Annotated in this window: 10 protein-coding genes and 1 pseudogene; 2 read left to right on the top strand and 9 right to left on the bottom strand. The window is 35.8% G+C overall.

All coding sequences use genetic code 11. The features are described 5' to 3' along the window. Nucleotides 1-9 precede the first annotated feature (9 nt). From trpCF to A9G47_RS11025, 3 genes are read right to left on the bottom strand one after another with little or no spacing between them, the layout of a single operon-like run. Entirely contained in the window at nucleotides 10-1,392 is a 1,383-nt protein-coding gene (trpCF, locus tag A9G47_RS11035) for a bifunctional indole-3-glycerol-phosphate synthase TrpC/phosphoribosylanthranilate isomerase TrpF (protein ID WP_065642888.1), read from the bottom strand. A gap of 15 nt (nucleotides 1,393-1,407) precedes the next feature. After that, nucleotides 1,408-3,039: a bifunctional anthranilate synthase glutamate amidotransferase component TrpG/anthranilate phosphoribosyltransferase TrpD gene (trpD, locus tag A9G47_RS11030; protein ID WP_065642887.1), complete on the bottom strand. Its 1,632-nt coding sequence runs from the start codon at nucleotides 3,037-3,039 to the stop codon at nucleotides 1,408-1,410. Further along, the gene (locus tag A9G47_RS11025) at nucleotides 3,039-4,601 is read right to left on the bottom strand and encodes an anthranilate synthase component 1 (protein ID WP_065642886.1); all 1,563 of its coding nucleotides are present in this window, start codon (nucleotides 4,599-4,601) and stop codon (nucleotides 3,039-3,041) included. Before A9G47_RS11025 ends, trpD begins: the two co-directional genes overlap by 1 nt. A gap of 611 nt (nucleotides 4,602-5,212) precedes the next feature. Between A9G47_RS11025 and A9G47_RS11020 the strand changes: the two genes are divergently transcribed. Together A9G47_RS11020 and A9G47_RS11015 are read left to right on the top strand one after the other, a co-directional pair. Continuing rightward, nucleotides 5,213-6,121 carry an SPFH domain-containing protein gene (locus A9G47_RS11020; protein ID WP_065566726.1) on the top strand — a complete coding sequence of 303 codons (909 nt, stop codon included), beginning with the start codon at nucleotides 5,213-5,215 and terminating at the stop codon, nucleotides 6,119-6,121. A 105-nt stretch (nucleotides 6,122-6,226) separates the two neighbouring features. Beyond that, complete coding sequence (locus A9G47_RS11015; RefSeq protein ID WP_218057469.1) at nucleotides 6,227-6,694, top strand: NfeD family protein; 468 nt, start codon at nucleotides 6,227-6,229, stop codon at nucleotides 6,692-6,694. A 58-nt stretch (nucleotides 6,695-6,752) separates the two neighbouring features. Here the strand turns inward: A9G47_RS11015 and yqfB are convergent, their stop codons facing one another. The 6 genes and pseudogenes from yqfB to dapD all read right to left on the bottom strand — a co-directional run bounded on the left by yqfB (nucleotide 6,753) and on the right by dapD (nucleotide 11,933). Further along, the gene (yqfB, locus tag A9G47_RS11010) at nucleotides 6,753-7,061 is read right to left on the bottom strand and encodes a N(4)-acetylcytidine aminohydrolase (RefSeq protein WP_065588098.1); all 309 of its coding nucleotides are present in this window, start codon (nucleotides 7,059-7,061) and stop codon (nucleotides 6,753-6,755) included. Nucleotides 7,062-7,312: 251 nt separating this feature from the next. Further along, on the bottom strand, nucleotides 7,313-7,492 hold the full coding sequence (locus A9G47_RS14020; protein ID WP_141674850.1) for a hypothetical protein: 180 nt from the start codon (nucleotides 7,490-7,492) through the stop codon (nucleotides 7,313-7,315). Nucleotides 7,493-7,761: 269 nt separating this feature from the next. After that, nucleotides 7,762-7,941 (bottom strand): annotated as a pseudogene (locus tag A9G47_RS15050) (hypothetical protein); the annotation flags it as partial. Between the two features lie 62 nt (nucleotides 7,942-8,003). Then, entirely contained in the window at nucleotides 8,004-10,280 is a 2,277-nt protein-coding gene (gene bglX / locus A9G47_RS11000) for a beta-glucosidase BglX (protein WP_065642885.1), read from the bottom strand. Nucleotides 10,281-10,513: 233 nt separating this feature from the next. Continuing rightward, a complete protein-coding gene (locus A9G47_RS10995) occupies nucleotides 10,514-11,005 on the bottom strand; it encodes a YajQ family cyclic di-GMP-binding protein (protein WP_065642884.1) in 492 nt (163 codons plus the stop codon). Between the two features lie 103 nt (nucleotides 11,006-11,108). Then, the gene (gene dapD, locus A9G47_RS10990; protein ID WP_065566731.1) at nucleotides 11,109-11,933 is read right to left on the bottom strand and encodes a 2,3,4,5-tetrahydropyridine-2,6-dicarboxylate N-succinyltransferase; all 825 of its coding nucleotides are present in this window, start codon (nucleotides 11,931-11,933) and stop codon (nucleotides 11,109-11,111) included. Nucleotides 11,934-12,052 lie beyond the last annotated feature (119 nt).

Raw genomic sequence — 12,052 nt, 5'->3', positions numbered from 1 at the left:
AATAAAAAATTAAATTTGTTCAAATGCAGCTTGTATTTTCTGTTTATCTTTTATTCCGGGCAAAGCTTCAACGCCTGAGTTAAGATCAACACCAATGACACCCGTTGCTATAGCTGATTTTATATTTTGTGGGTTAATGCCACCAGCTAGGATGACATTACTTAAATTATGATCAGTAAGTATAGACCAATCAAAATGTTTGCCCGTACCACCAGCTCCATTATCAAATACGTAGCGAGAAACTAATGAATTACTATATTTGGGCATAACATCACCAATACTCAATGCTTTCCATATTTGGCAATCTTTTGGTAATTGGTGACGTAATTTTTGTATATAATTGTCATCTTCATCGCCATGCAGTTGAACTGCATATAGAGATAGTTGTTTTGCTATTTGGCACACAATTTCGATTTCTTCATTTTGAAAGACACCTACCCAATTAAGTGGTGCTCCTGCAATCACTGTTCGAGCTTTAACTGGTTGTATATAACGAGCAGAATTTGGAACAAAAATCAAACCGCCATAGACTGCGCCCGCTTGATAAGCACTTACAGCATCTTCGGCACGGGTTAAGCCACAGACTTTATTTTCACCTAGCGTCACTTTACGAATTGCTAGTTCTAAATTAGGTTCAGACATCAATGCACTGCCGATTAAAAAGCCATTAGCGTAAGTACTGAGCTCTTTAACCTGATTGTGAGTATAAATGCCCGATTCACTAATAATTATGCGATTATCAGGAATGGATTTAGATAACACTTTTACCCGATTTAGATCAACCGTCAGATCCCTTAAATTACGATTATTAATGCCGATTACTTTAGCACCAAGTTGAATTGCACGCTCGACTTCATCTTCAGTACTAGCTTCAGTTAATATCCCCATGTTAAGTTGATGAGCAATATGGCTTAAATGCTGATATTCATCATCAGTCAATACCGATAGCATTAATAATATCGCATCGGCTTGATAATAACGCGCTAAATAGATTTGGTATTCGTCGATAATAAAGTCCTTACAAAGCACTGGCTGTGCGACTTGATTACGGACTAACGGCAAAAATTCAAAGCTACCTTGGAAATATTTTTCGTCAGTCAGTACCGATATTGCCGAAGCATAATTTTTATACACTCTAGCGATATGGATTGGATCAAAATCATTTCGAATCAATCCCTTTGATGGTGATGCTTTTTTACACTCTAAAATAAACACGTTTTTGCGTTGGCTTAGTGCCTGATAAAAATCACGATCACTTGGCATTACCATTGATTTAAATGTATCAAGTGGTTTTATAGCTTGTTGTTTAACGAGCCATATCTGTTTATCTTTGATGATCTTTTTTAATACTGTTGCCATTTCAACATCTTTTGCTAAAGCTGAAATTGTCATGTTATTCTCCACTTGTTATCTTGCGGCTAATTGTTGTAATAGCAAATAAGCTTTACCGCTATGTATCATTTCGATTGCTCGCTGAGCATTTTGTTTTAAATCTGAATCGCCAAACAAACTCATTAACATCGCGACATTAGCGGCAATTGCCGATTCATGTGCGGGTTTACCATGACCTTGTAAAATAGCAATTAACATATCACGATTCTGCTCAGGTGTCCCACCTTCAATATCTTTTAAGGTAAATGTCGGCAATCCAAAATCATCTGGAGTCAGCGTAAAATAGCCAATTTGACCATCCTTAACTTCGGCCACTTGAGTTTCACCATGAATAGCAACTTCGTCCATACCCGCACCATGCACCACATATGCATGTTGGTAGTTAAGCATTTTTAATGTTTCAGCAATCGGTTTAATCAAATCTGGATGGTATACGCCTAATAAAATCCGTTTTGGACGAGATGGATTAATCAACGGCCCTAACACATTAAAAATAGTCCGAGTTTTTAACTGCTGACGAACTGACGCTGCATGACGAAAACCTGAATGATATTGCTGAGCAAACAAGAAGCATACGCCAAGATCGTCTAATGCCTGCCGAGATGCTTGTGCAGACATATTTAATTTAATACCCAAAGCGGAAAGCACATCTGAAGAGCCTGATTTGCTTGATACACCACGATTACCATGCTTAGCCACTTTATAACCTAATGCAGCTGCCACAAAAGCACTTGCCGTTGAGATATTAATACTATTAGTACCATCACCACCAGTACCAACAATGTCGGTAAAATCATAATCTGGCACATCAAAAACATCTGCATTTTCAAGCAAAGCCTGCGCTGCACCGGCAATTTCATCAGGTGTTTCACCGCGCACTTTCATACTAATAATTGCGGTGGCTAATACTGTTGGTTCAATCTTACCTTGAATAATTAAATTGAATAATATTTTACTTTCTTCTTGTGTGAGCAATTGCCCTAAATATAATTTATTTAGCACAGGTTGAATATTGTACTCTTGCTTATCAACTATAGCTTCTTGTTGTAACTTTCCTTTTGTCTCTGATGAATTAAGCGCCCACTCAATAGTTTGTTCTAGTAATTTTTCCCCTTGAATAGTTAAAATCGATTCAGGATGAAACTGAAAACCACAAACCCGATCTTCATCATTACGCACCGCCATGACAATATTATTGAAAATCGCATTAATAGTCAGATTTTTTGGGATATTTTCACCTTTTAAAGAGTGATAACGCGCAACAGGTAGTGGGTTTGGTAATCCTGTAAACATGGCTCGCTCATCATGCTCAATTTGTGAAGCCTTGCCATGTAAGATATCGCCTGCAGGAACAATTGTTCCCCCATAAGATTCAACAATAGCTTGGTGCCCAAGACAAATCCCAATAATAGGCAATTTACCTTTTAATCGTTTAAGCAATTCAGGCATACAACCTGCTTCGCTCGGCGTACCAGGTCCAGGAGATAACATTAAAATAGGATGTTGCATGTGTGATAATTTTTCAATAATGACATCAGCAGGAATGGTATTACGATAAATAGTCACACAATGTTGGCTATTTCGCAATTGATCAACTAAGTTATAAGTAAACGAATCAATATTATCAATAAATAAAATATTAGCCATTACAATACACCCTCTACATTATGTGCTGCCATGATAGCTTGAATTACTGCTCGCGCTTTGTTGCGCGATTCATCGGATTCTAACTGAGGTTCGGAATCTAATACCACACCACTACCTGCTTGAACTGTCGCAATACCATCTTCGACATAAGCGCTACGAATCACAATACAGGTATCAAGATCGCCATGAGCAGTAAAATAACCAACCGCCCCACCGTAGCTACCCCGTTTAACTTTTTCTGATTCAGCAATTAATTGCATAGCACGCACTTTTGGCGCACCAGTTAATGTCCCCATATTCATAGTCGCTTGGTAAGCATAAAGTGCATCTAAATCATTACGTAACTGACCAACTACCCGTGAAACTAAATGCATCACAAATGAATAACGATCTACTTTTAATAAGTCTTTGGTATAACGCGTGCCTGGCTGGCAAATGCGAGCTAAATCATTACGTGCTAAATCCACTAGCATTAAGTGTTCTGCAAGCTCTTTTTTATCAGTGCGCATTTCAAGCTCTAAACGGCTATCTAAATCGTGATCAATTTCGCCGTTTATGGTTAATCCTCGTGGGCGTGTACCAGCAATCGGATAGATTTCAACTTGATTTGTTGCTTTAGTATATTTAAGTGCGCTTTCTGGTGATGCACCAAATAAGACAAAATCTTGATCTTGCATATAAAACATGTAAGGGCTTGGGTTATGGATTTTTAATACCTGATAAGCAGATAACGGCTCAGGACAAGGTAGTGAAAAACGCCGTGAAGGTACAGCTTGAAAGATTTCCCCCTGCTGAATCGCATCTTGCATCTTTTTCACCATCGTGTTGAAATCATCATCACTTTTATTACAAGTCACATTAATATTAGCAAACGATTTTGTATAAATGGGCTTCATTGGTTGATTTAACGTTGCTTGTAGGTCAGCTAATCTTAATGTCAACCGTTCAATTTCTAGTGCATCAGACGTAAAGGCTGTTGATTTTAAAATTGACACATGATCTTGATGATTTATTTCTAATAGTGTTTCAGCTAAATAAAAACAGAAATCTTGGCAACGTTGCTCACTCGGCAAAATGGGAAGCTGTTCAAAACTAGCGACAAGATCATAACAAAATAGACCGCCAAAAAAAATTGCATCTTGCCCATATTGTTCGGTATTATCTACAATAGTTAATAAGGTTCTTAATACATCAAAGACGGATAATGACTTTAATCTTGAATCTTCATCTTGCATATTGTTGATAGTAGGAAATACCAATTTAAGCGTTTGTTCATTCAGTTGGATATTATCTAACTTATCTAAAAAGTTCTTTTGTAATAAAGGTAATAATTTTTCGCCATTTGTAGTCAAAGCCTTAACAGTTACTTCATTGTTAATTGCCGAAATACGTAAGGCACTATCAACAATCATGACACTTTTAATTCCTTGCTTATTATCTATTTCAGCAGATTCAAGCAACAATGTTGCAGGTCTACTATCACATAATTGATAAAACACTTGGGAAGGATTTTGATAATAATCAATCGTTTTGGTGATCTGCGTTAGTACGTGCTTGTTCATTGTTGTCTCTCTATTTATGTTTAATTTTAATTCATATCGATTTTTTCTTTGCTTAAAACGAAAAAACCCGCCTAGTGCGGGTTTTGTAAATTAAGACAATACTTCACTACATTACCCACAAAAAGTAATGCACCACCAACCAAAGCTAGCGACTTGACAAAAGTGAGTAAAGAAATATTGACGTTTCATTATATTATCTGTTTAAAGTAAATTTTGTACTATTAAACTAGTTCATTGATTCAATGTCAAGTAAATAATAACATATAAAAACTTATCACTTCATAATGTAATAAACGCGATAAAAATAAAGATTCAATTATTCTTCAATTTTTTGATCAAAACGATAATATCCCATGTCTTTTTTAACATAAGCGTCTCACACTTGACTCAAGGATAGCCTTCTTTAATTTCTTGTTCTAAATTACTTTGCTTATTCCATGGTAAATTTTGAGATTTAACATTTTGTAACTTATCAACGCATGAATTATAGGTATTAACAAATTCGAACAATCATAAATTTCATTATAAAAATCAATTATAACTAGTCAAATAATAAAATAATGCTTAGAATAACTAGTCATATTTAATTATAAATATAAGGAAATTAAACTATGCCAGTATTTTATATCGCCATCTTTATTATTGTTTTACTTGCTTTAATCACCGTTTTGAAAGGCATTACTATTGTTCCCCAAGGTTATCAATATACTATTGAGCGTTTTGGTAAATATACACATACACTTGAACCAGGTTTAAACATCATTATCCCTTTTATGGATGGTGTTGGTCGTAAAATTAATATGATGGAACAAGTTCTTGATATTCCATCACAAGAAGTGATATCGAAAGATAACGCCAATGTACAAATTGATGCTGTGTGTTTTATTCAAGTGCAAGAAGCAGCAAGGGCAGCATATCAAGTTAATCAATTAGAACGTGCTGTGATTAATTTAATGATGACCAATATTCGTACCGTTTTAGGTAGTATGGAATTAGATGAAATGTTATCCCAACGTGATCACATTAATTCTAAGTTACTAAATATTGTTGATGATGCAACAAGTCCTTGGGGAATAAAAATCACACGTATCGAAATTCGAGATGTTCGCCCACCGGCAGAACTCATTGCGGCAATGAACGCACAAATGAAGGCTGAACGTAATAAACGTGCGGAAATTCTTGAAGCGGAAGGTATTCGTCAAGCAGCGATTTTACGCTCAGAAGGTGAAAAACAATCTGAAATTTTAAAAGCTGAAGGTGAAAAACAATCAGCCTTTTTACAAGCCGAAGCGCGTGAACGTGCTGCCGAAGCTGAAGCTAGAGCAACTCAAATGGTATCAGATGCCATTGCAGCAGGTAATATAAATGCCATTAACTACTTTGTTGCACAAAAATATACTGAAGCGCTACAACAAATTGGTTCAGCTGATAACAGTAAAGTTATTATGGTGCCTCTTGATGCGTCAAGTTTAATGGGCAGTATTGGTGGTATTGCTGAATTGCTTAAAAATACGAAATAGAAATCGAACTTTATACTTAAACACAATATTTCCTAAAACTTTTTGATAAAAGCCATGGATTATATGTTTGAGTTTTTTAACTTAATCGATTTTGAAGGTAGCGTAATGACTGATTTTTTTATGGTTTTCTATAATTCACCTCATTGGGTGTTTATCGCTTTAGGCGGTATTTTACTGATTGCTGAATTAATTGGCACAAGTGGGTATGGGCTTTGGGCTGGGTGTGCAGCCATAATTGTTGGTTTAATGGCTTGGGCATTATCACTTTCTTGGTCAACTTTATGGATCTTATTTGCAATTCTGACGGTTATATCTGCTTATCTTTGGTGGTTTTGGCTTCGAAGAAATGGACAAGATAAATCTAGCAAAAGTGAAATCAATCAGCCTCAACAAGATTTAATTGGTATAAAAACTATTGTCACTGTCCCTATTATTAATGGTTCGGGAAGAGTAAAAATCAAAGATGGGACTTGGCCAGCCAAGTGTAATCAAGATCTTAACGCGGGCCAGTATGTTGAGGTTATTTCTGTTGATGGTTTAACTTTATATGTGCAACCCTTAAATAGATCATGACATTAGATTGTTTTTATCAAAAATAAAAATACGCGTTCAAACGCGTATTTTTTTATGATCATAAAAGAGAAAAACGAATTACAAAAAAATGTCTTTCATCTGGGTAAATATCTAAAATCACCTTTTTTAAATCACTCAATGTCATATTCTCTTGTTTTGCATGTTCTTCAGTTAATTGTTCAATAGTGATTGGTGTAACACTCACTATTTTTATGGTACAAAAGTATTCATTAGTTTCAAAAGTACCAACACGTAGCTCATCACCAACTTTAAAGTGTGATTCACTCCTATCGCGAATAGTAATAATTTTTAAACCAGCCAAAATATCAGACTTAAAGCGTTGGTAAAAAGTAATATCATTTTGCATAGTAATTCTCCTTGTAGTTAGCCATTCTACAGTTACTCTCCTTATTTACGCTAGGTGTAATTTGAATTTTATGTAATAAATTATTTGCAAATTTAAAACAATATCAACTTGAGAATATCTTTTACAAAAAGATATTCTAAAAAAGGTTTATGGGATTTTTAGTTTTATCATAAAGGATTTTCTATTTTTTGCTGTCCTATTTTGAGGGCGGTTAAACTAGGATGCTATCATGAATAGCATCCTACCAATACTTAGTGTGACATTGACATTTTAATGCCACCTTTTGGAATTGGTACATAAGCGATTTCTTTAGCAGTCCTTTGCTTATTATTGCGTACTTTCAGCACGGTTTTAACACCAAAGAAGATAATATCGTACACAACGAAAATGATTAATATATGATGCATATTATCGTTTTGTTGTGCTGTCAAACTTCTATCTTCTACAATACGGCAATTATATTCCTCCGCTAAATAAAAGAATCTTTCTAGTTGAGGATCCGAATTGAATAGTCTCAATACTAGTGCCCAAGTGGTACAAATTAACAACCAGATAGCTAGAATGGTAGTTACCCTGATATTAGGTTAGGATTATTGATAAAATCAGCTTGTCCTTTTTCATCAGAAATAATGCAATAATCCGCTAATCAATCCAATCAAAATTGTAGACGGTATACAAACCTCAGCGGTAATTTCTCCTAAATATGTAAGCCAAAATAGCTACTCATAATACCAAACAACGAAAAAATGCAGTAACAGACTAATTTATAAAACAAATGAACAGCCACTTGCATAAGAGGGATAATAATTGGTGTTTTACTGATTGAATAAGCAATCACCAAAAACACAATTTGTTGCAGAAGTGTAGGACAAGATCGAATTCAAACACCATACTGACCACAGAAATAAAAACGTCGACAGATGTCGACGAAAAATTAAAAATTTATTTATCAAGCAAAGTGAAAGTTTGCTTATTTTGTGTTGTAGAGTCACTACCAATAAACACATTAAATTTACCTGGCTCTGCAACGTATTGCATTTTGTCATTCCAGAATTTTAACATATCATATTTAATAGTAAATTTTACTTTACCTTTTTCATGTGGTTTTAAGGTGATATTTTCAAAACCCATCAACTCTTTAACAGGGCGACTAACTGAGGCTGTAACATCTTGCAAGTAGAGTTGAACTGTTTGCATACCTTCCTTATCGCCAATATTTTCAACATTGACTGTAACAACAATTTCACCCTCTTTGTCCATTTCAGGGCTAGATAAAGAAAAATCCATCGCAAAGTCGGTATAACTTAAACCAAAACCAAATGGAAATAATGGCTCGTTTGGGCTATCAAAATACGAAGTTGTATATTTCCCCATATTTTCGGTTCCACGTGGACGGCCAGTATTTAAATGGCTGTAATAAACAGGTATCTGCCCTACATTATTAGGAAAGGACATCGGCAGCTTACCAGAAGGGTTATACTGACCAAATAATACATCAGCAATAGCATTACCCCCCTCAGTTCCTAAAAACCAAGTTTCAAGCATTGCATCAGCTTGAGCATATTCTTCAGTTAATGTTAATGGGCGGCCATTCATTAATACAATAACCAATGGTTTTCCAGTTTCTTTTAATGCTTTGAGCAATCGTTTTTGGCTTGCTTGTAAAGATAGATCTGTTCGACTTGATGATTCATGAGCCATGCCTTCGGCTTCGCCAACAAAGGCAATAACAACATCAGATTTCTTCGCTATATTAACAGCTTCGGCAATGATTTTATCCGCTGGCCTATCATCAAATTTAGTGTTTTCTCCATATAAATTTAAAAAACGATATAAATTTACATCATCAGAAAGATTAGCACCAAATGCGTAGCTAACTGATTTTGGGTTCTTAACTGTGTTTTTGATGCCTTCTAATGGTGTTACCGCCAAATTAGTACGCCCAGCACCCGACCAACTACCTAAAATATCTCGTTTTGAATTAGCCAATGGACCTATTACCGCAATTTTCTTATTTCTGGCTAGCGGTAAGATCTTATTCTCATTTTTTAATAGCACAATGCTACGACGAGCCACATCTCGCGCTTCTTCACGATGTAGGCGGTTATTTGAAAACATTGTCTCGATATCTAATTTTGGATCTAAATAGCGATTAGGATCACTAAATAGCCCCATATCATATTTAAGCTCAAGAACTCGGCGGCAAGCTTGATTTAATTGATCTTCGGTAATAGCCCCTTCTTTCACTAATTCAGGCAAAAATTGTAAGAAATATTCATCATTCATACTCATATCAATGCCAGCTTTAATCGCAACGCGAACCGCATCTTTCGCATCGCTAGCCACACCATGGTTAATTAGCTCCCGAATAGCGCCATGATCACTAACCACAACACCATCAAAATGCCATTGATTGCGCAACACTTCGGTCAATAACCAATGGTTAGCTGTTGCAGGAATACCATTAACACTGACCAGAGAAACCATGACTGCACGGCTACCAGCATCAATTGCTGCTTTATAAGGGACAAGATATTCTTGGAACATTTTTCGTTCACTCATATCTGTACTGTTATATTCACGCCCACCTTCAACTGCACCATAAAGCGCAAAATGTTTTACAGCCGTTGCAAGCGATTTTTTATCAGCAAGCGACTGTTTTTGCATTCTCTCAACAAAAATACGTCCCGCTTCGGATGTTAAATAAGGATCTTCGCCAAAACCTTCTGACACACGCCCCCATCTTGGATCGCGAGTAATATCGATCATTGGAGCCCAAGTGATGTTCAATCCATCGGCTGTGGCTTCTTCAGCAGATATTTCTGCCACTTTAGCCATTACACTACGATCCCAACTTGATGCAATACCTAAATTAATAGGGAATATGGTTCGGTGCCCATGAATGACATCAAATCCAAAAAATAGCGGGATTTTATTCGGAGATTTTAAAGCTCGTTCTTGCATTTGCGACAGATCTGGCTCGACAATGGTATTAAAAATACCACCAACTTCACCCACTTCAATGTTATCAAGCACTTTATCTAAAGTTAAATCGCCCCCAACACTAATCAAACGTAATTGGCCTGCTTTTTCTTGAATCGTCATTTTCGATAATAAATTATCAATAAAAACTTTCTTTGCTTCGCTATTGAGCTCTTGTGCAGACAGATATCCAGAAAAGAGAAGAGGAAGTAAAAATAGAGCTAATTTTTTCATCATAATAAATATTGTTATAATTAAGAGGGTAGACAAGTAGATAGCATAACGTATTCATAAAAAAAAATCTTGTTCTTTACGCTACTTACATTAGTGTTTAAGAAACCGTTTCTGTGATTACCTAATAATTCCATGCTCAAATATAGATTTTCCTAGAAATTTTTTTACAAAATAAATTGTAATGTTTAAAAGACAATATTGTCGACATTTGCCGACAATATGAATTCCATAAAAGGTTAGTCTCTAAAATTAGTAAACTGAAAGGGTTGACCAAATTCGCCATTTTTAACTAACGCCATAGTAGCTTGTAAATCATCGCGCGATTTACCAGTAACGCGAATCTGTTCGCCTTGAACTTGAGCTTGTACTTTAATTTTGCTATCTTTAATTGCTTTTACAAGCTTTTTAGCTAATTCTTTATCGATACCCTGTTTTAGTTTAACTGTAACGCTATAGAGTTTGCCGCTATGCTCCATTTCTTCAGGAATTTCAAGCGATCCGCCATCAATACCGCGCTTAGCTAATTTGTCGCGTAAAATATCAAGTAATTGTTGTACTTGGAAATCTGATTGGCTTGTAACTTTGATCGTTTCATTTTTTTCATTTAATTCAAACGATGCTTCAACATTTTTAAAATCCCAACGGGTCGTTAACTCTCGGGTCGCATTTTCAACCCCATTTTTAACTTCTGGCATTTGGATTTCTGACACAATATCAAAAGAAGGCATAAATTCTCCTCTTCTAATGGTTAGGATTCTCAATTAAACCACTAATTGTAAATAAAATCATTGTCGCCTAATAATTTAGGCGACTTAAACATGTAAACGTAAATTAATCAATAGTACGAAGTAACTCATTAATGCCCACTTTACCTAAAGTTTTAGCATCTACTTTTTTCACAATAACCGCACAATAAAGGCTATACTTGCCATCTTTGGTTGGTAAGTTACCAGAAACAACGACAGAACCTGCTGGTACTCGCCCATAATGTACTTCACCGGTTGCTCTATCGTAAATTTTAGTGCTTTGACCAATAAATACGCCCATTGAAATGACACTGCCTTCTTCGACAATCACACCTTCCACGATTTCACTACGAGCACCAATAAAGCAATTGTCTTCAATGATCGTTGGATTAGCTTGTAATGGCTCTAAAACACCACCAATACCGACTCCACCTGATAAATGAACATTTTTACCAATTTGCGCACATGAGCCAACAGTTACCCATGTATCAACCATTGTACCTTCATCAACGTATGCGCCGATATTAACATAAGAAGGCATTAATACAGTATTACGCGCAACATATGCCCCTTTACGTGCAATTGCGGACGGAACAACACGGAACCCTTCTTGTTGGAATCTTGCTTCGTCATACTCAGCAAATTTTAATGGAACTTTGTCATAATAGTTAGTCGGACCACCATCAATCAGTTGGTTTTCATTGATTCGGAAAGAGAGCAAAACTGCTTTTTTTAACCATTGGTGAGTAACCCAATCTCCATCAATCTTTTCGGCCACACGCATCTTACCGCTATCTAATAAATGGATGCATTGGTTAATTGCATCGCGTGTTACTACATCTACATTAGATGGTGTTATTTCAGCACGACGTTCAAATGCTGCTTCAATAATAGTTTGTAATTGTTGCATCTCTCGTTTCCTTTAACGTTTAAGTCCGTTAGCAAATAATAAATGGATGAACAGTATAATATAATCCGCTTTGCTTTTTAAGTGGTTTAAGCAGATCACTAAATTCAGCACATTCTCTA

It is taken from the genome of Gilliamella sp. WF3-4, from assembly GCF_001690275.1.
GTDB classification, from domain to species: Bacteria; Pseudomonadota; Gammaproteobacteria; order Enterobacterales; family Orbaceae; genus Gilliamella; species Gilliamella apicola_C.
Note: the sequence above shows the minus strand (reverse complement) of the source record. Positions and strands in the feature narration are given on the sequence as shown.

Coding starts and splice junctions, on each gene's coding strand:
- trpCF (WP_065642888.1), bottom strand. CDS start 1,392: ATGACAATTTCAGCTTTAGCAAAAGATGTTGAAATGGCAACAGTATTA.
- trpD (WP_065642887.1), bottom strand. CDS start 3,039: ATGGCTAATATTTTATTTATTGATAATATTGATTCGTTTACTTATAAC.
- A9G47_RS11025 (WP_065642886.1), bottom strand. CDS start 4,601: ATGAACAAGCACGTACTAACGCAGATCACCAAAACGATTGATTATTAT.
- A9G47_RS11020 (WP_065566726.1), top strand. CDS start 5,213: ATGCCAGTATTTTATATCGCCATCTTTATTATTGTTTTACTTGCTTTA.
- A9G47_RS11015 (WP_218057469.1), top strand. CDS start 6,227: ATGACTGATTTTTTTATGGTTTTCTATAATTCACCTCATTGGGTGTTT.
- yqfB (WP_065588098.1), bottom strand. CDS start 7,061: ATGCAAAATGATATTACTTTTTACCAACGCTTTAAGTCTGATATTTTG.
- bglX (WP_065642885.1), bottom strand. CDS start 10,280: ATGATGAAAAAATTAGCTCTATTTTTACTTCCTCTTCTCTTTTCTGGA.
- A9G47_RS10995 (WP_065642884.1), bottom strand. CDS start 11,005: ATGCCTTCTTTTGATATTGTGTCAGAAATCCAAATGCCAGAAGTTAAA.
- dapD (WP_065566731.1), bottom strand. CDS start 11,933: ATGCAACAATTACAAACTATTATTGAAGCAGCATTTGAACGTCGTGCT.